The organism is Desulfoluna sp. CYM3A (assembly GCF_056829965.1).
On sequence record NZ_CP186556.1, the window covers coordinates 2,190,061 to 2,208,446 of the forward strand.

Below are 18,386 nucleotides of genomic sequence, written 5' to 3' on the forward strand. Positions count from 1 at the left end.
TTGCCGGATTCTCCCCACAGGGAAAATTATCCTTGACATAGGACATTTCTATGGAATAGTAAACGAGAAATTCAGGTGCTTTTCCCTTTGCATGGCTCAAGGGGAGAAGAGAATAGGGAATCCCGTGAAATTCGGGAACGGACCCGCCGCTGTAAGTGGGGACTGTTTCGGCCACCATGCCACTGGGTGTTGTTAAGCACTCGGGAAGGCGCGCCGGACGGGACGATCCGCGAGTCAGAAGACCTGCCTGGATGGAGATGTCTCGATGCCCGTGGTAAAGGCTGAGATATGCCGCGATGCATGCACAGATTGTGTGTCACGCTTTTTTTGTGGGAAAATACGGATCCCCGCACCTTAAACCTACAGGTGCGGGGATTTTTTTGTTTTCACGCCCGCACCCTCCATCCCGGCTTTACGCAACCCGACGGAGACCACTCCGTTGCCGTATCATTTGGAAGGAGTACACGTACCATGGAATGGAAAAGCCTGATTGCCGGATTGGTCTTTACCATGGGAATGTACGCCGCCAAATGCGGCATCGGCCTGGCCTGCGGGTGGTCGCAAAGAAAGAGCCGCCGCCTTGCCTTCATCGCAGTGGCGGCTCTGGCCTATACCCTCCTGTTCGCCGGGTGTTACCTGCTCCTTACCCGTGTCAATCTGTTAAACAAGCTCCTTATCGTAGAACACCTGGTGAAGTGGGCCATGGCCGTTCACGCGGCCATGGCCTCGCTTCTCCTCGTGTGGGGCTCCGCCTTGCTGAAAAAACCTGCCGAGGGATCAGGGCCCGTGCGGGGATGGCTGCTCTTTGCCCTGCCGTGCCCGGTGTGCATGGGGGTGATTCTGCTGACCATCGCCTTTGTTATCGGGCTTTTCCCGGAGAATGCCTTTGGCATGACCGCCATGGCCTGGGGGATTTTCGTCCTCGTTGCATCGGTTGGTTTTCTGACCACCCGATGCCTGGGGGCCCGGTTCGGTACCCCTCACCACGTCATGGGAACGATGATGGTCCTTGCGGCGCTCTGGTTTCTCCTGACGATTCTGGTGGTTCCCCATGTCTCCGAGTTGCCGGATGTGTTTGCCATGGCATCCGGCGCAGCCGATTCGGCCCGCGGCGAGGAAAACGCATCTATTGCTGCGGCCATTGTTGCATGTTGCCTCTTTGGGGGCGGCATCTTTCTGGATCGTTTTGTCCATACCCATTGACGTTTTTTTAAGGATTCGTACGTGCAAACGGCAGCTCTCATCAAAAGTTATATCTATGTGGTCTCATCATCCCTTCTCTACCCGGTCCTGATCCTTCTGGCCTTTCTCACCTTCTGGGCCGTGGTGTGTGCCGGGGCCCTTTTTTCCGAATGGGTACGAAGGCATCGCATGGCGGTGGAAAACGACGGCCCGGATGTGTTCTTCAGGCCTGACCATGACCTGCATACCACGCCCCGGGTCAGCCGTTATGTGGCCCGGCTCAAAGGCCTCCTGGAAAAAAACGGTGGCGCCTCGACCCTTGAGGTGGAGGGACTCCTTCAGGACACCACACGCCGGCTCTTTTCCTCTCTTGACATGTATCGCCTGGTGGTTCGCGTGGGGCCGGGTCTGGGCCTCATCGGCACACTGATCCCCATGGGAACGGGGCTGGCCGCCCTGGGACAGGGGGACCTTTCCATGCTCTCTTCGGAGCTGGTCATTGCCTTTACCACCACGGTGGTGGGCCTTGCCGTGGGACTCCTGGCTTATCTGTTCCTCGTCATCAAGACCCGCTGGGCCGATGAGGACCTCCTGAACATGGAGGTGGCCACCGAAGCCCTGGCCGGAACCCCGCAAGACTCATCGGGCAACGGGACAACAGGGGCACCCGCCGGGGAGGCGGCATGAGGTACCTGAAAAAACGACGCTACGCCGTGGGGGGCGGGAATCAGGGGAGGCCCATGGCCTCGGACCCCATGGACGGGGTGGCCAACCTGTTTGACATCGGCCTGGTCTTTATTGTGGGGCTCATCGTGACCCTGTTTTCCACCTATCGCCTCCACGACCTCTTCAACGAAGAGAGCGAGATGACCATCGTCAAAAAAAACAAAAACGGGGAGATGGAGATCATTACCAAATCCAAGCGAAAAATCGAAGCGCTGAAGGTCTCCAAAACCATGGGGGAAGGTGAAGGGCATCGCATGGGCGTGGCCTATCGTCTGGAAGACGGTTCCATGGTGTACGTTCCCGATGGAAACGAGGCTGCACCGGACTAACCCGGATATTTCTCGAATCGAGTGCCCCCATATTCAAGGCCTGTTTGTCAATTTTTCCAAACGTGTTGCCCCGGCAGGGCCGCTGGAGACAAGCGGAGTCATTATCGTTTACGCCACGCAATCAGGAACCCGACCATGACATGGATCCGCCGGGGGATGGCAGCGGCCGTCCTTACTCTTTTTCTCTTTGTTTTTCTACCCGTTGCCCGGGCTGTCACCATCACCGATTCCACGGGCCGTACCGTCACCTTTGACCAGCCGCCCACACGGGTGGTGTCCCTGGTACCGTCCCTGCCGCAGACCCTGTCATGGGAGCCGGGGACCGGGTGGTGGGGGTGACCCTCCACGACACCTGGCCCGCTGAGGCCAACACCAAAACCGTGGTGGGAGGATTCTTCAGGCCCTCTGTGGACAAGGTGCTTACACTCAACCCCGACCTGGTATTTGTCTCCGGCATCCAGAAGGAGATGACAGACGCCCTTGAAGGGTCTGTGCCCCTGGTTCAGTTCGACCCCGCCACAGTGGACGATGCCTTTCAGGCAGATGCGGCTCATGGGACGCATCATGGGCTGCGAGGCCGGAGCGGAGAAAATCATCACGGACAACCGGCAGGTCCTTGCCGATATCCGGAAAAAAGTGGCGGCGATTCCGGCTGACAAACGCAAACGGGTGATGCGCCTCATGGGCCGCACCAGCATCATGACCCCCGGGGCCGACTCCTTTCAGCAGGAACTCATCAAGCTGGCCGGGGGCATCCCCCACGGGATCAAACGGGACGGCGCCGTCATTTCCATGACGGACAAAGAGTTGATCGACTTCAAACCGGACGTCATCTATGGATGCGGGGGAGACAAAGAGGCCGCAGAGCTTCTTTACGCCAACCCGGCCTTTGAATCGATTCCCGCCGTCAAAAACAAGCGCATCGACTATTACCCCTGCGAGCTTACCTGTCGGGCCTCTACCCATGTGGGCTATTTTGTCTCCTGGCTTTCAGCAAACCTCTATTCCGCAGAATTTTCCATTCGGAAAAACCAGATCCACCCCGATGCGATAATCGATCGTACGCCGGTTCCCCTGGACCTGGCGTATGTAAAGAAAGCCAGCTTAAACCACGCCACCCTCTACGATTTTCCCTCCAGGAGCCTGGAGGTGACCTTCACATCCCCCAAGACCATTCTCTCCACCCTGGACGGCTGGCGGGAGAACATCACCACCGTGGGCAACAACTACATGCCGCCCCAGTGCTGGCGCCTGGCCCACGAAGGGGGCTTTGAGGGTATGAAGCAGGACATTTTTGCCATGCTGGGGATCAAGGGGGAGACCACGAGCTTTCTCTTCACCGGTGCCGACATGGACAACTTCAGCAAAAAAACCGCCTCTTTCCGGGACATGAGCGTCACGGTGCTGGCAACGGCCGGGGTCTGCTCCAACGCCATGCGCATGGGCAAGGACACGGGCAGCTACTACGAGCCCGGCACCATCAACATCCTCATCCTGCCCAACATGCACCTTTCAAAGCGGGCCATGAGTCGCGCCGTTATCTCGGCCACCGAAGGCAAGACCGCCGCCCTCCAGGACCTGGACGTGCGAAGCAGCTACACCCCCCTTGTAAACGCTGCCACAGGCACGGGCACAGACAACATCCTCATTGCCGAAGGGGAGGGCGTTGCCGTGGACAACGCCGGGGGCCACACCAAGATGGGCGAGCTCATCGCCACGGCGGTCTATGAAGCCGTTACAGAGGCGATCTTCAAGCAGAACGGCCTCACGGCGGATCGCAGCGTGTTCAGGCGTCTCAAGGATCGGCAGCTTACCGTCTCCGATCTTGTGGGAGACAGCTCCTGCCCCTGCAACGCATCTTCCGGCGGTACGGGCATCCCCGCCTACGCCAAGCTGGAAACCCTGCTGCTGGAACCGAAGTACGCCGCCTTTCTGGAGACCGCCATGGCCCTCTCCGATGCCTGGGAGCGCGGCCTGGTCACCGATCTTTCCGCCTACAAAGGCTGGTGCAACCAGATGGCCACGGAAATCGCAGGGGGACAGGTTCCCGAGAAGAGCTTCACCGGAGACACCGACCTGCCCAAGCCCCTTGGCCTTGCCGTGGATGCCCTGCTTAAGGGGATTGAATACAAAAAGTAGACAGGGGCTGTTCGGTTTGCAAAAGCATGCCTCCGGCGGCCAGGGAATAAATTCCCTGGACCCCAGGTTACGAATGCCTCCCCCCTCGTTCCTCGGGGTGAAGCATTTGCGAAAATTCTCATGGAATAAGCCCAAACCTGTTTGTCAAACTTTTCAAAAGTTTGGCTCCCGGCAGGGCCGCCGGAGGCATCGCATTTATATGTTTTTTTGAAATCTGATTTATCCACGAGAAGGCATTGTCATTGAGAGTATTTGTCACCACATGTCTGGCCTGTCTGTTTTTTGCCGTGTCCGTCCACGCAACAACGGTTTCCCTTGTCATCAGCGAATCGGACACCGGGGTGGTGAGCCGGGGGCTTTCCGGGCTCAGCGACACCGAGGACATCGAGGCCCGTTACTTCACCCACGCCGAACTCCATGCCTCTGAAAAGGCTCGCACCTTCCTTCGCTCATCGGACGTGATTCTGGTGGATGTGATGCACCGGGAGCTTCCCGCCTACCTGGACACCCATGTGGACTTTTCAGAAAAGAGTGTGTTTGCCCTGCGGGGCTCCCGGGACACCGAGGGGCTCAAGAAAAAAGGGTACCGCTTTGATGACAAGATCCGGGGGTGGTATTCGGTGCTCACCGAGGCCAATGTTGCCTCCATGGTCCGGTGCGCCGTGGCTGTGGCCCTGGATCGTCCCGAGGGGTGCGCAGGTGAGCCGGTGCGCATTGAAAGCGGCATCTACCACCCCGATGCACCGGAGCTCTTCGGTTCCTGGGAGGCGTACCGCAACTGGTACCACCCGGTTTCCGGCGCACCCTGGATCGGGGTCACCTTTTACACCCCGTCTGTCCTGCGGGGAGCCCACGGCTCGGCAGCAGCCATTATAAAGCGCCTGGAAAAGGAGGGCTTTAACGTGTTGCCCTGTTTCGGGCGGGAGAAGGTTCTCTTTGACCGGTTTCTCCTGGACGAATAATCACCAAAAGGACCACATGAGACCTTGTCCTTGCCTTTTCCATGAAGTTCTACTCGGCCCTTTCCGAGCCCACCAAAAACGGGTTGCGGGATCTGGATGTGCCCGTGATCAATGCCGTCACACTTTACTCCACAAAAATCAACGCATGGCGAAAGGACCCTGTGGGAATCCCTGTGACCGATCTGATGTGGGCGGTGGGAAACCCCGAGATTTCGGGCCTTATCGAGCCGACGCCCCTGGAAGGCAAGGTGAAAGTCCAGGGGCCGAAAAAAGGAAAACCTCTGTTTGCAACCGTGCCCATCGAGGAGAACATGGATCGGCTCATGCCCCGCCTCAAGCGGTGGATCGCCCTGCAGCGAAAGCCCAACGCTGAAAAAAAGCTGGCCCTTCTCTACTACAACCACAGCCAGGGGAAACAGAACATCGGGGCCAGTTATCTGAACGTTTTCCGATCCATCGAAACTCTCATCGCCCGTTTCCGGCAGGAGGGGTACCGGATGGGGGCTGACGCAGATCTTTCCGAGGCCGCCATCAAGGAGATGATTCTGCGCACCGGCCGCAACATCGGCTCCTGGGCCCCCGGAGAGCTGGATAAACTGCTGGCAGCCGGAAAGGTGGTGCGGATTCCGGTGGCCACCTACACGGGCTGGTTTCGAACGCTTCCCAAGGCCTTTCAGGACGCGGTGATTAAGCAATGGGGCCCTCCGGAGTCTTCCACCATCATGGTCAAAGACGGGCAGTTCATCCTTCCGGTGGTGATGAGCGGGAATCTGGTGATGATGCCCGAGCCCTCCAGGGGCTGGGGGGACGACCCCATGAAGCTCTACCACGACCCCAGCGTCTGGCCCCATCACCAGTACATTGCTGCCTATCTCTGGATCCAGAACGGATTTAAAGCCGACGCCATGATCCACCTGGGCACCCACGCCACCTACGAATGGCTTCCGGGAAAGCAGGCCGGGCTCTCCCCGTCCTGCCCGCCGGAGGTGATGGTGGGGGACCTTCCCAATGTCTATCCCTACATTGTCGATGACGTGGGCGAAGGGATTCAGGCCAAGCGGCGTGGCCGCGGGGTAATCATCGATCACATGACGCCCCTGTTTCAGAAAGCTGGCCTCCACAGCGATTACGCCACCTTGTATGAGCTCATCAACCGGCTCACCCGGGGGCAGGCCGTGGGCAGCGCCACCGTGCCTGCCATTTTAGAGGAGATCAGGGCCCTCTCCGTCAAGACCGGGTTCCACGGAGAGCTCTCCCTTTCCAGCTACGACGAGGAGGAGATTGAGACCCTGGAGCACGCCATCCTGGAGCTGAAAGAGACCCTCATGCCCCATGGACTCCATACTTTCGGTATCTCGCCGTCGGACCAGGAGGCCGAGGATTTTTCCGCGCTGGCGGCGGAACTCCGGCCCGGCCTGGATACCAAGGCCATGGCCCGGGGGATCCGGAACTCCGGTAATCTGGAGCTGGAACGCACGGTGCGGGCCCTGTCCGGCCGGTTTGTTCCGGCGGGGGAGGGGAACGACCCCATTCGAAACCCTTTGTCGGTTCCTACGGGCAAAAATTTCTACGGTATTTCGTCCTGTAAGATTCCCACCAGGGAGGCCTGGAAGCTTGGGGCCAAAGCCGGCGAAGAGATTCTTCAGCGGCAACTCCGTGAAAAAGGGGAGTACCCGGAAAAGGTGGCCGTGGTTCTCTGGGCCACGGAGACCCTTCGAAACGAGGGCATCAACGAGGGCACTGTTTTGTGGCTCATGGGTGTGGAGCCGGTGTGGGACGCCTCCGGGCGCGTTTCCGGGACGCGGGTGGTGCCCGGTGCCATGCTGGGGCGACCGCGCATTGACGTGCTTATCAACCCTTCAGGGCTCTACCGGGATCTGTTTCCCGAAAAGATGACGCTTCTGGACAAGGCCGTTCAGCAGGCCATCGCAGCCAACGATGTGGAGAATTTCCTGGCAAAGCATAGCGCACGGACCCGAAGTGCGCTGGAAGAGCAGGGCATTTCCCCTGAACGGGCCGAGACCCTTTCCCGGGTCCGCATTTTTACGGGCAAACCCGGGAGCTACGGTAACGGTGTGTCGGAAATGACGGGCATGAGCGGATTCTGGGAGTCCGATCAGGAGATCGCCGATGTGTGGAAGCGACGCATGGGGTTTGCTTTCGGCCAGGACCTCTGGGGCGAGGAGGCTGGGGTTCTTGACGAAGAACCTTAAAAACGTTTCTGCAACGGTCCACAGCAGCTCGTCTGCCCTGTACGGCACCATGGACAACGACGATGTCTTTCAGTACCTGGGTGGCCTCTCCCTTGCCGTGGAAAAAGAGACGGGCACCCGCCCCGACGTTGTGATGACCCGCCAGGATCGCCCGGACGCCGTCACCGTGGAGGGCATCGACAAAACCATCGGCCGGGAGCTCAGGAGTCGCTACATCAATCCCAAATGGATTGCGGCCATGAAAAAAGAGGATTACGCCGGGGCACGTGAGATGGCCCATTTTGTGGAGTATATGTGGGGCTGGCAGGTAACGGTTCCCCATGCCGTCAAAGAGACCTCCTGGCAGCAGACCTACGACGTCTATGTGAATGACAGCCTGGGCCTGGACCTGAAAACGTTTTTCAACAAGGCCAACCCCTGGGCCTATCAATCCCTTACGGCCCGCATGCTTGAGTCCGTGAGGAAAGGGTACTGGGCCCCGGACGAATCCGTGACGAAGAACCTGGCCAAAGAATACGCCGTGGGCGTCATTGAAAAGGGCGTGGCCTGCTGCGACCACACCTGCAACAACCCCTTATTGAATCAGATGGTGGTGACCCTTATCTCCATGCCCGGCATGCTCTCCCCGGAGATGGTGGAAAAATTCACCCTGGCCATGGAAGAGGCCGTGGGAACGACCCTTGAAAATCAGCGAGCCAAACAAAAAGCGGTCCACGACAAGGTCCTGGCGGCCGCAAAGCCCCATGCAAATGCGCCCGTTGAAAAAGCCGACGCCTCTCAGGTATCCGATCCTGCAACTCCGTCAGAAGCCGAAACCCTTGAGGTGACAGAAACCGGCAGCGGCGACCGAAAGGTCCAGGGGTACAAGATGGAAAAAATCGAGACCAGGGAAGAGACCACAAAACTCTCCTCATCCGGGGTGATGTGGTATGCGGCAATTTTTCTCCTGGGCTTTATCGGGTTGTTTGCATGGGGCATGACCAAAGCCAATGCATAACCCGGATATTTCCTGGAAACCATGCAACCGCAAACCGCCTCCAACACGAAGCCACCCTGTTTATCGGCCACGGCACCGATCACCCGGCCTGGACGCGATGCTGAAAAGCACCTACGGCCCCAGTGCCTTTACGGGGGTGGTGGAGGGCTTTCCCGAGGCTGCGGATATCGTAAATACTGTTAAAGCAGACAGTTTTATACGGGTGAAGATCGTTCCGCTGATGCTGGTGGCCGGGGTGCATTACCTGGAAGACCTGGCTGGCGACGATGAAGACTCCTGGAAAAACCTCTTTGCAACAGAAGGCATTGAAGCCACCTTCATCGAGCGGGGTATCGGGTACATGCCGGAGATTGTGCGGCTCTTTGTCCGGCACCTGGAAGAGGCTATGGACATGGTCCTTGAAGCGGAAACGGTGTGAGGCCTTTCTATTGACGTGGTGAGTCAAGCCGCAGGATCTGTTTTTTTATTGTTATGCATTTTTATTTTTACTGTAACATAAAACCGTTACACTCTTAACTGCAGGCATGAGCAAAAGGAAAAAACGGCGCCCCTTGTTCACGCACAGAGGGGGTGACAAAAAAGATAAGAAAGTGTTTGACACACGTCGAATATCTTGTGTAGATAAACATACAAATTGATCTCTGGTGCACGCTTCTTTTTTAACAAAAGAGATGCTGCTTAAAAGGGAACCCCGTGAGAATCGGGGACGGGCCCGCCGCTGTAACCGGGGACGAACTTCGTATATACGCCACTGCTCATGATCTGAGCGGGAAGGCGCGAGGGTTCGGACGATCCGGAAGTCAGAAGACCTGCCAGGGTGAATTCACCTGCTTATGCTTTTTGTAAAGTACAATCAGGTGAGGGGTTTCGTTCTCGCGGTAGGAACTGGAGACCTGATCAGACGACATGGGAAAAACGGCCCCATGCCCCCTTTTTATTGTAGGCTGCATGGGGCTTTTTTTGTTTGGGCGAAACGCCCGAGGTGTCTCTCTTCTCTCCTTATACCCAGCCCCCTTGAATGGAAGCCCCCCGCAACTCGAAACAGCAGTGGTTCAGGTGGTCGTTCTGCATGGAGGATCGCCGCCTCCGGTGCAAAACGAAGTCTGATGCTTGTGGAAGGAAAAGTAATGAGAAAAAGTCTGATGATCGGTGCTGTCGCCGCCTGGGTGGCGGCCAGCTCCCCGGCCTGGGCAACCGACGCTGCCCTGGATGAATATGTGGTGACCGCGTCGCGAGCCAAAGAGAGCATTACGGAAGTGGCGGCGGCTGTGACGGTGATTGACTCGGAAACAATCGAGAACTCCTCGGCAAGAAACTTGGGAGAGCTGCTTGTGGAAAAGGGCGGCGTTCAAATACGCGAGTATCCCGGAGCTCTGACGACTGTGAAGATCCGTGGGTTCAGCACAGACACCCATGGAAACGACCTGATGGGTAATGTGCTTATCCTCATTGATGGTCGCCGTGCAGGGACCGGCAACGCGGCCAAACTGATCACAAAAAATGTTGAACGAGTGGAAATTATCAAGGGGCCTGCAGCCGTTCAGTACGGTTCGGCGGCCATGGGTGGCGTTGTAAACGTTATTACCAAAAAAGGGACCGGGAAGCCCACCGTTTCAGCTTACGCAAAGACCGGATCTTATGACTACAACGAATTTGGAACTGACGTGTCGGGAACCGCTGGCAAAATCGATTTCTCTGCGTCTGTATCCCATTCCGAAGAAGGCGATTACGAAACAGGCAGCGGCAAGGAATACTTGAACACGGGTAATGATGGAATCCTTCGTGCCAGCCTGAACACAGGGTATGAGTTTTCTCCCGGACACCGCATCGGATTGACGTATACGCTCTTTGATGGCGACGACATCGGCAACCCCGGCAGTATCGACGCCAACGACCTGGACAACACAAAAGATTCGGAAAACAGCTCCTACGACGTTACTTATGACGGGAAAAACAGCACATCGTCACTGGCATGGATGCTTCGATACTTCGGCGGAACGGACAAAGACACGTGGAATGACCCTTCAGATAGCAATGCCTCGGGGTGGGATGACGGCATTCCCAGTGTGCATGAAACAGACAGCAAGGGCGCTCAGGCCCAAGTTTCATACGATGGTCAGCGATTCGGGCTTACCACCGGCGTGGATTGGGTGGATTATGATGTGACCAACGAGCCCAGTGCACCGAATAACACAGCATTTGACAACACAGCCGGATTTGCCCTGGGAAAGGTTAAACTTCTTGACCAGAAATTAATTCTCATCGGTGGGGCTCGGTATGATCACTACTCCGTAGATATTTCCGGAGATCAAGGCAGCGATAAATCCGATGATGACCTGAACCCAAGCCTGGGCGTTGTCTACAACCTCTCCAAGCAGGTCAAGCTCAGGGCATCCGTTGCCGACGCCTTTCGCATGCCCTCTGCAGAACAGCTGGCCGCTGATTTTACGTCTTACGGGACTCATTATGTCGGCAACCCGGATTTGAACCCGGAGAAAAGCCGAACCTATGAAGCGGGAGTGGATATTACCCGTGGTAGCTTAAAAACAGGCCTCACCGTTTTTACCACCGAATATGATGATAAAATCGTGACGGACAAACAGCATGGATTTACTACCTACAAAAACCTGGATGAAGCAACCATCAGTGGCGTTGAAGGCGAATTTTCCTACACATTCTCCGACATCTTCGGGGGCTGGGAACTCAGGCCCTACGCCACGCTGACACATCTTTTCAAATACGAGGATGCAGAGACCGACAAAGACCTCAAGTATACATCGGATCTCGACATTTCCGCAGGCATCGCCCTGACCGATCTGGATGGGTTCTCTTCGGATCTCAGCGTCTCATACCTGAGCAGCCAGGATGTGGTTAAGTACAACCCAGACTGGTCAACATCCGATGTGACGCTTCCTTCGGTCACCGTGACCAATTTCACCATCACCAAACGCGTGCTGACCACGGACAAGTTAGGGAGCCTGTCCCTGCGCGGTGAAGTCAAAAACCTGTTTGATGAAGATGCGGCCTATGTTCTGGGATACCCCATCCCGGGCCGCCGATTTTTTGCCGGGGTAACCTGGTCCTACTAATCCGGGTTGTCCCCACGACCCGGGCTGGGACCGGTTTCCCCGCTCACCAATTTTCGCCGGACCTGTGACACCGGCGGAAAATCAGGGGGGCATCGTCGCCCCCTTGAAAACCCCTTGAAGGCCGTGCCCGGCGCATCAGGGCAGGCCGCCCCCGTTTTTCCCGTCTTTGGCTGTATGATTGGGCAGCTGCTAAGAGGGCGGGAGATCCTCCTTGCGGAGGGCGGTTCGGTTCTTTTTGAACCGAATGCAAAGGAAAGGGCCGGAAAAGGGGTGTTGCTCCGCCCGTTGACTCGGAGCATCATGTATCTCCTGATCTGTGGTTGGAATCAGGGGCAGGGGAGGGACAACGGCGTCCCTCCCCCCTCCCATGATATCCGGCTGGATTCGGAGATTTTTTGTTGATGGGATCATCTCGCATTGCCGGATGATCTGTGCTATATATCGCAGCGATCATGGCAATTGATCCCTTGTTATCACAGCGCCTTGCTGAAATGATTTTGTTTCTGCGAGGCTTTGGTGTTTTCATTCCGAGACAGGTACAGGCAACATGATTCACTTATTGAAAAGCGGCGGCCTGCTGATGCTTCCGCTGGTTTTATGTTCTTTTGTGTCACTGACCCTTATCATTGAGCGATCCATCTTCTGGCTCCGCATCAGGCGGGATAAGGACCGAGAGCTGGTCTATCGGGTCCTGGACCTTGCCGAGCAGGGGCTCTGGGACGAGATCCGCCTGGCTGCACGGGGCTCCCGCAACTTCATTATCCGTATCCTGATCAACGGCATCCTGCATCGCGATTACTCCATGGCCATGGCCATGGAATCGGCGGCATCGGATGAGCTGCGCAAGATGAGGCGTTTCATGGGCGTGTTGGAAACCATCATCACTGTGGCTCCCTTGCTGGGGATCCTGGGAACCGTGGTGGGCATCATCCACTCCTTCGATATGCTCGGGGCCAAGGGTATCGGGGATCCCCAGGCCGTGACAGGGGGGATTGCCCAGGCTCTCATTACGACGGCTGCGGGTCTTTCCATCAGTATTCTGACCCTGCTTCCCTGCAACTACTTCAACGCCTGTGCCGAAGCTTCGGCCCTTGCCATCGAAAAATATGCCACCTCCCTTGAGATTACCTATGAAAAAAGAGCCAACGGCAACCACGATGTGCAACGTCCGGAAGAGGGAAAGCTCGCAGCCGGGGGTAGGGGATAAGCATGCGCGAACAAATCATCTAAATAGCCCGGTACCGGGTGCATGCAATGTATGAGCATACCCTTGTGTGGTGAATCCCGGGGCATGTTACGTAGTGTACGGAAAGGCACTATCGCCTCCATGTAAGGGGGGATCCCTTTCAGGCGGTGTTTTTTAAGAAAAAGGTTTTCCAGATGAAAGTCAAACGAGATTTCAGCATCAAGAACAAGCCGGACATGTTGCCGCTCATCGACGTGGTGTTCCTCCTGCTCGTTTTTTTTATCTACGCCATGCTTTCCATGAGTTACCACAACGGCATCCGCCTTGAGCTCCCGGAATCTGCCCAGGCCGAGCACATGGAGGAGACAACGGAGCTCATTATCTCCGTGGAAGCAGACGGCCGAGTGTTCATGGGGAAGGAAGAAGTGACCCTGGCGGACCTCGGTGCCAGGGTAAAGCGATACTTTGAGGGGAAGAAAAAAAAGCAGGTCATTCTCAGCGGCCACAAAGACCTGTCGTACCAAAATCTTTTCCATGTCATGGACACCATCCGCGGCGCGGGAATCTGTGACATCGCCCTTCAGGCGGAGGTGGCAAAGTCGTGAATCGCCTGATGCTTTCCGCCTGTGCAGCCGCCTTACTGCATGCTTTTTTTTTCCTGGTGCCCTTGCCCACGGCATCGGTTACACCACCGTCTGCCCCCACCCACGGCACCACCATTTCCGTTTCCATGACTGTTCCGTCGGTGCAGTCCGCTGTCCCGCCCAAAGCGGTGACAAAGCCGAAACCCCAGAAAACGCCCCCCAAAAAGAAAAAACCGGTTCCTTCCAAAAAGCCTCCTGTTCAAAAAAAGAAAACACAGGCAAAGCGCATCAAACCTAAGAAAGCGGCAAAAAAGAAGGTCCCCGTTCTTGAGCCCGTGGAGGAGCTTCCCACGCCTGCTCCGCCCGTGGCGGTTGAAGATCCGGAGCCCTCGCCCACACCAGACGAGCCGTCTGCCCCGGTTGCGGTCGCCATGGCCAAAGAGACCGATCAGGAGTCCCAAGAAACCGTTGAGCCTGCCTCTGCACCTGCCGTCGGGGGAACCCTCACCGACGCACAGCCCACGTCGGTCTACGCGCCGGAGCCCCGTTATCCCAAGGCGGCCATCCGCAGGGGATATCAGGGTGTGGTTCTTCTCGATATCCTGGTGGCCGGTGACGGCCACGTGGAGGAGGTAAAATTGAAGACGTCGAGCGGCCACGGCGTTCTGGATCGCAGCGCCCTAAAAGGGGTTAAAAAATGGCGATTTTCCGCCAGCGGATCTACCCAACCCACCTGGGTCACGTTGCCCGTAAGATTCGAACTGCGCGGAATGTAATTCATTATTTCTGTTGGCTTCCTTTTGGGGACAGGTTCTTTTTGTCTTGCCCCATGGATCAACCGGCGGGGGGCGTGATTTCTTTAGAATTTCAAGATATACCGGTTATTCGATTTTCATGTTTCACTTGAACTTGATGGCAACGGCCTGGGCGTTGCCACGATCAAAGCCGGTGGTGCCTCCGCCCTTCAGTCCCCAGGTCCCTTCGTTGGCAGACCGCACGATCACGGCATCGGCCCCGAGTTTGGCTGCCTCTTCCTTGAGTTTTTCAATCATACCTTCTGCGCTTCGGTCATGGAAAATGGTCTGCCCTGTCTGGGTGGTCACAAGCCCCAGCTCCACGTACTCCCGGTCCGTCGGGGGGCTGTAGAACACAATCACGTCTCCTGGTGTTTCCTGTTCCGCGTTTAAAGGTGTTGTGGTGGTTTTTGTACACGACAGAGTCATACAGGCGACCAACAGAACGATCACCCATCCTCCTGCCAGGGGGCGGTATAAATCAAGCCTCATGGAACACCTCTCTTGTCTGTAAGGTTCACTGCAGGCCATCACCTCACCATTATGCTGACATTTATATTTGACTTCAAGCTCATCTCACATTAGGGGACAGGCTATTAATGCTGGACTTTCCTCTGCCATGTATGAGACAGTGGTTGCGAAGATATCATCCTTGAATTATAAAGAATTTATTTTTAAATGATTCACACCAACCGATCGCCGTATCAATTCCGGCTTTCAGGAAGGAGGGTGTTATGCCGCGAATTCCCCGTTTGGTTGTCACGGATCCAGGACAAAAGACCGCGTACCATATCATCAGTCGGACAGCACTTGAAGGCCTCCCCTTTGGCCAGGCCGATAAAGATAAGCTGGTCAGCATCATTCAGCGTCTTTCCTCAATTTATGTTGTTGACGTATTGGGATTTGCTGTGATGGGCAATCATTTTCACCTGCTTGTGGAGATCGCCCCAGAATCCATGGTCTCCGACGACGAGGTAAAACGGCGATTCAGAATTCTTTACGGGAGAGACGCCGAATTTCCGGACGGGTTGCTTAACGATTACCGGGAAAGGTTCTGCAGCCTGTCTGCCTATGTCAAAGATATCAAGCAATGTTTTTCCGTCTATTACAACAAACGAAAAAATCGCAAAGGGACTCTCTGGGGCGAACGCTTTAAAAGCGTTCTTGTTCAGCAGGGGCATTCCTTGATCCATTGTCTCGCGTATATCGACCTGAACCCTCTGCGGGCTGGAATTGTGAAGCGTCCCGAGGATTACCGCTGGTGTTCCATAGGTTACCATCTGCAAACGGGCAACAAAGATGATTTTCTTTCATTGGACTTGGGACTTGAAGATTCTAGAACCACAGACCGGGTGGCTCGCTTGAAGGATTACCGAAAATTCCTCTACCATGTGGGTGCCGTTGAAAAGCAGGGCAAGGCGAGCCTTGCAAAGCATATCCTTGCCAAGGAGACAGCCCATGGTTTCGAGATTGCCCGGGTGAGACGGTTCCGGTTTAAAACGCGATACTTCACGGATTCAGGAATTATCGGCTCAAGGGCCTTTGTCGAAAGAACATACGGTTTGTTCAAGGATAAGCACCAAACCGCACGGGATAAAATTCCTCGAAGCGTCAAAGGGATAGATGGGATGTACTCCTTAAAACGGCTTGTCGGCGCCTAACGCATGCTTGAAAGCTTGATTCCTGTCGGCCTTAAAGAGGCCTTGTGTCCGGGTGCGCCTTTTTTCTCATTTTTGCATCGGTTTTTTCCGGTGAGTGTTTTTTTCATAGCCCCTTAGAAGGCGTTCCACCTCAAACCGGGCAAAAAAAACACAGATAGTCAAAGAGACTCACACGATTTTTCGGCTTTGTGTTACAAAGTGCAAAATGAACCTGTCCCTTAAGAAGGAGTTTTTATGAAACGCGCCATGTCCTTTGTTTTGACGTTTTTCTTTCTGATTCCCCTCACGGGCTGCATGTCGCTCCTGCAGGGCTATGTGGTCTCGAGCATGAAAAAAGAGCCGGTTTGTGAGCGATTTTATATCCACCCAGACCCCAAGGTGGGGGACACGGCGTTTTACACCTCGGATAACGAAAACATGACCGGAAACGGGAGCCGGGTTACCTTGGTGTCCAAGGAAGACAGGGTGAATCTGGTGTCCATTGAGCCCGAGAACAGAAACATGATGGATTTCAGGAAACTCTACTGGGTCACGGATGGGGGGCAGGTCCTCAAGGCGCAGCTGGAGTACAAAGGGGAAATCACGCCTCTCAAGGTTGAGGGCGAGAACCCTGAATCAGGCTATTTCCGTCGCGTCGCCTTTGAACGATGCGCCGTACCCCAGCATTTCGATATCAAAGGGAGATCGTACAACGTTGTCTACATCCAGACCCAGCAGATGGTTCACCACTCCGGAGACCCGTTTTTCGGCACCGTGGACGCGGACATGACCCAGGTGAACTTTTATGACCCGGACGTGCCCTTTGGCCTTGTCAAAACGGTCCTCAGCGGAAAGACCAAGGCCGGGGCAGGGGCCTTTGATTTTATCGGAGCGGCCCTGAAAGCCACCCAGCCCGATGTATTTTCCACACGGGAGGTCCTCAACGACATCTATGCGTCCTCCAAATCCTCGGAGCACTCCTTTATCATGGATTTCAACTACACCCCGGAATAGCGGATAAGCCAAAAGGGAAAGGGTGGGGGTTCCCCCTGTCGATTACTTTAAATAGGGATACAAAACGCGGCGGCATGAAGGGCAGATGCTGTGGCTGAAGTTGGCCTCCGGGTGAAAGCTCTCTATATCCTGCCAGTTGCCCTGGGCGTCTTTGATGCTCTTGCAGTTGGCGCACATGGTGATAAACCCCCGGAGCACCTGTCGCTCGGCAAGACTCCGCGTGATTTTTCTATTTTGTTCCACCATGGCATGGTTGAGGCAGAGAAGCGCAAGGTGGGATTCCATCTGTTTGGTAAAATGATGCAGAAGGTGCCGTACGGGATCGGGGAAGCCTTTGCTGACCCTGTCCAGAACGCACAGGGTCCCGTAGACCTCGCCGTTGGGAAGCAAGACAGGATACCCCAGATAGGAGGTCATGTCCCGATTGGACCTGGAGTTGGCCAGCCACCTCTCATCCTTCATGGCATCGCAGACAACAAGGGGCTCCCGCGTTTTAATGACCGCCTCACAATACAACCCTGAATTGTTCAACTCCATCGTCTCACCTGGGGAGTAGGGGTTGCCTGTGCCGATGCTTGACACAAACACATCCACGCACGGGTCGGAAAACCGCATGATAAGGGCAACGGGCGCTCCTGTGATTTCGGTTATGAGGTCGGTCATGTCCTGCCAGGTTTTCTTGATATGCTCGGGAACGTGAATTGCCTTTGTCATCCTTGGTATCGCCCTGCTGTAATTCCGACCCCAACGGTACCTCGGTACGGAGTAAACCGTACGTATCCATGGAAGGATCATGTGTGAATACCCGACATCTATTTGATGGTGGGGACAATGAGTTTTCGATCTTCGGATATGATTTTACCGGTTCGTTTGAGAACCTTCATGGCACGGGTAATGCTCACCCTGTGGGCGCCGGTTAAAATGGACAGTTCCTCATGGGTCAGCGGAAATTTGATGATAATACCCTGGGGGCTCTGTATCCCGTGCTCTTTGGCTATGTTCAGGAGCACATGAAAGAGGCGGTCCTCGATATTGGGCAGAGACAGGCTTCTCACGCGACGCGTCAGCCATGAGATCCGTTCGCTCATGTTTTTATTTACTCTGGAAGGCCTATCTTCGGATTCCAAAATGAGCTGTTCAAATTCTGTTTTGCTGAAACCGCACGTGGTCGTGTCTTCCATGCAGTACGCCGAGACAGGGTACTGGGCCCCTGAGAGAAAAATATTTTCACCGACAAAATCCCCTGACTTCCGCATCTCAAGCGTCAATTCATTGCCGTTCTCAAACACCTTGTTCAGCTTGACACGCCCGGCGGTAATCAAAAACAGCTCCTCTGCGGCAGCCCCTTGCAGAAACAGGGCATCTCCCTTGGCGGCTCTCTTTTTTTTTGCCTTGACGATAAAGGCTTCAAACTCCGGCGAATACGTGTTTTCAAAATTAAAATCTATTGACAATTTGTTGATATCATTACCTGCAATTTGTTTAGCATGACACACGATTCAACCCTTTCTTACTCCACCTGGATTGTAGA

Annotated in this window: 17 protein-coding genes, 1 pseudogene and 2 riboswitches; of the genes and pseudogenes, 15 read left to right on the forward strand and 3 right to left on the reverse strand. The window is 55.5% G+C overall.

The genetic code is table 11. The annotated features are described in order from the left end of the window. Nucleotides 1–56 precede the first annotated feature (56 nt). A riboswitch (cobalamin riboswitch) is annotated at nt 57–265 on the forward strand. Between the two features lie 206 nt (nt 266–471). From ACOYW1_RS11325 to ACOYW1_RS11385, 13 genes and pseudogenes are all read left to right on the forward strand, one after another. After that, on the forward strand, nt 472–1,203 hold the full coding sequence (locus tag ACOYW1_RS11325; protein WP_482422871.1) for a DUF2162 family putative transporter: 732 nt from the start codon (nt 472–474) through the stop codon (nt 1,201–1,203). 21 nt (nt 1,204–1,224) lie between these two features. Next, complete coding sequence (locus tag ACOYW1_RS11330) at nt 1,225–1,869, forward strand: MotA/TolQ/ExbB proton channel family protein (protein ID WP_482422872.1); 645 nt, start codon at nt 1,225–1,227, stop codon at nt 1,867–1,869. Continuing rightward, complete coding sequence (locus ACOYW1_RS11335; RefSeq protein ID WP_482416370.1) at nt 1,866–2,237, forward strand: DUF2149 domain-containing protein; 372 nt, start codon at nt 1,866–1,868, stop codon at nt 2,235–2,237. Before ACOYW1_RS11330 ends, ACOYW1_RS11335 begins: the two co-directional genes overlap by 4 nt. A 135-nt stretch (nt 2,238–2,372) precedes the next feature. After that, nucleotides 2,373–2,576: a hypothetical protein gene (locus ACOYW1_RS11340; RefSeq protein ID WP_482422873.1), complete on the forward strand. Its 204-nt coding sequence runs from the start codon at nt 2,373–2,375 to the stop codon at nt 2,574–2,576. Then, nucleotides 2,546–2,893 (forward strand): TroA family protein, encoded by a 348-nt coding sequence (locus ACOYW1_RS11345; RefSeq protein WP_482422874.1) that lies wholly within the window; start codon nt 2,546–2,548, stop codon nt 2,891–2,893. Before ACOYW1_RS11340 ends, ACOYW1_RS11345 begins: the two co-directional genes overlap by 31 nt. Continuing rightward, entirely contained in the window at nt 2,790–4,376 is a 1,587-nt protein-coding gene (locus tag ACOYW1_RS11350) for an adenosylcobinamide amidohydrolase (RefSeq protein WP_482422875.1), read from the forward strand. Before ACOYW1_RS11345 ends, ACOYW1_RS11350 begins: the two co-directional genes overlap by 104 nt. Before the next feature lie 242 nt (nt 4,377–4,618). Further along, on the forward strand, nt 4,619–5,338 hold the full coding sequence (locus tag ACOYW1_RS11355; RefSeq protein ID WP_482422876.1) for a cobaltochelatase subunit CobN: 720 nt from the start codon (nt 4,619–4,621) through the stop codon (nt 5,336–5,338). A 41-nt stretch (nt 5,339–5,379) separates the two neighbouring features. After that, nucleotides 5,380–8,548, forward strand: a pseudogene (locus ACOYW1_RS11360) (cobaltochelatase subunit CobN). 97 nt (nt 8,549–8,645) lie between these two features. Next, complete coding sequence (locus tag ACOYW1_RS11365) at nt 8,646–8,966, forward strand: sirohydrochlorin cobaltochelatase (protein WP_482422877.1); 321 nt, start codon at nt 8,646–8,648, stop codon at nt 8,964–8,966. A gap of 207 nt (nt 8,967–9,173) precedes the next feature. After that, nucleotides 9,174–9,379, forward strand: a riboswitch (cobalamin riboswitch). Between the two features lie 296 nt (nt 9,380–9,675). Beyond that, on the forward strand, nt 9,676–11,637 hold the full coding sequence (locus ACOYW1_RS11370) for a TonB-dependent receptor plug domain-containing protein (RefSeq protein ID WP_482422878.1): 1,962 nt from the start codon (nt 9,676–9,678) through the stop codon (nt 11,635–11,637). A 607-nt stretch (nt 11,638–12,244) separates the two neighbouring features. After that, complete coding sequence (locus ACOYW1_RS11375) at nt 12,245–12,844, forward strand: MotA/TolQ/ExbB proton channel family protein (RefSeq protein ID WP_482416365.1); 600 nt, start codon at nt 12,245–12,247, stop codon at nt 12,842–12,844. Between the two features lie 173 nt (nt 12,845–13,017). Beyond that, a complete protein-coding gene (locus ACOYW1_RS11380) occupies nt 13,018–13,428 on the forward strand; it encodes an ExbD/TolR family protein (RefSeq protein ID WP_482422879.1) in 411 nt (136 codons plus the stop codon). After that, nucleotides 13,425–14,183 (forward strand): energy transducer TonB, encoded by a 759-nt coding sequence (locus tag ACOYW1_RS11385; protein WP_482422880.1) that lies wholly within the window; start codon nt 13,425–13,427, stop codon nt 14,181–14,183. The genes ACOYW1_RS11380 and ACOYW1_RS11385 overlap by 4 nt, the downstream gene beginning before the upstream one ends. Before the next feature lie 123 nt (nt 14,184–14,306). Here the strand turns inward: ACOYW1_RS11385 and ACOYW1_RS11390 are convergent, their stop codons facing one another. Further along, a complete protein-coding gene (locus ACOYW1_RS11390) occupies nt 14,307–14,558 on the reverse strand; it encodes a hypothetical protein (protein WP_218951113.1) in 252 nt (83 codons plus the stop codon). Between the two features lie 377 nt (nt 14,559–14,935). Between ACOYW1_RS11390 and ACOYW1_RS11395 the strand changes: the two genes are divergently transcribed. Beyond that, entirely contained in the window at nt 14,936–15,862 is a 927-nt protein-coding gene (locus tag ACOYW1_RS11395) for a transposase (RefSeq protein ID WP_482422881.1), read from the forward strand. Between the two features lie 234 nt (nt 15,863–16,096). After that, a complete protein-coding gene (locus ACOYW1_RS11400; protein WP_482422882.1) occupies nt 16,097–16,855 on the forward strand; it encodes a hypothetical protein in 759 nt (252 codons plus the stop codon). A gap of 42 nt (nt 16,856–16,897) precedes the next feature. Here ACOYW1_RS11400 and ACOYW1_RS11405 read toward each other — a convergent pair whose 3' ends face one another. Together ACOYW1_RS11405 and ACOYW1_RS11410 are read right to left on the reverse strand one after the other, a co-directional pair. Beyond that, complete coding sequence (locus ACOYW1_RS11405) at nt 16,898–17,569, reverse strand: GAF domain-containing protein (protein WP_482422883.1); 672 nt, start codon at nt 17,567–17,569, stop codon at nt 16,898–16,900. A gap of 98 nt (nt 17,570–17,667) precedes the next feature. Beyond that, the gene (locus ACOYW1_RS11410; RefSeq protein WP_482422884.1) at nt 17,668–18,351 is read right to left on the reverse strand and encodes a Crp/Fnr family transcriptional regulator; all 684 of its coding nucleotides are present in this window, start codon (nt 18,349–18,351) and stop codon (nt 17,668–17,670) included. Nucleotides 18,352–18,386: the final 35 nt, after the last annotated feature.

Bases quoted from the DNA above. Each gene is read 5' to 3' on its own strand.
- ACOYW1_RS11345 (WP_482422874.1), top strand. From the start codon at position 2,546: ATGGGAGCCGGGGACCGGGTGGTGGGGGTGACCCTCCACGACACCTGG.
- ACOYW1_RS11350 (WP_482422875.1), top strand. From the start codon at position 2,790: ATGGGACGCATCATGGGCTGCGAGGCCGGAGCGGAGAAAATCATCACG.
- ACOYW1_RS11340 (WP_482422873.1), top strand. From the start codon at position 2,373: ATGACATGGATCCGCCGGGGGATGGCAGCGGCCGTCCTTACTCTTTTT.
- ACOYW1_RS11380 (WP_482422879.1), top strand. From the start codon at position 13,018: ATGAAAGTCAAACGAGATTTCAGCATCAAGAACAAGCCGGACATGTTG.
- ACOYW1_RS11370 (WP_482422878.1), top strand. From the start codon at position 9,676: ATGAGAAAAAGTCTGATGATCGGTGCTGTCGCCGCCTGGGTGGCGGCC.
- ACOYW1_RS11325 (WP_482422871.1), top strand. From the start codon at position 472: ATGGAATGGAAAAGCCTGATTGCCGGATTGGTCTTTACCATGGGAATG.
- ACOYW1_RS11335 (WP_482416370.1), top strand. From the start codon at position 1,866: ATGAGGTACCTGAAAAAACGACGCTACGCCGTGGGGGGCGGGAATCAG.
- ACOYW1_RS11395 (WP_482422881.1), top strand. From the start codon at position 14,936: ATGCCGCGAATTCCCCGTTTGGTTGTCACGGATCCAGGACAAAAGACC.
- ACOYW1_RS11400 (WP_482422882.1), top strand. From the start codon at position 16,097: ATGAAACGCGCCATGTCCTTTGTTTTGACGTTTTTCTTTCTGATTCCC.
- ACOYW1_RS11365 (WP_482422877.1), top strand. From the start codon at position 8,646: ATGCTGAAAAGCACCTACGGCCCCAGTGCCTTTACGGGGGTGGTGGAG.
- ACOYW1_RS11405 (WP_482422883.1), bottom strand. From the start codon at position 17,569: ATGACAAAGGCAATTCACGTTCCCGAGCATATCAAGAAAACCTGGCAG.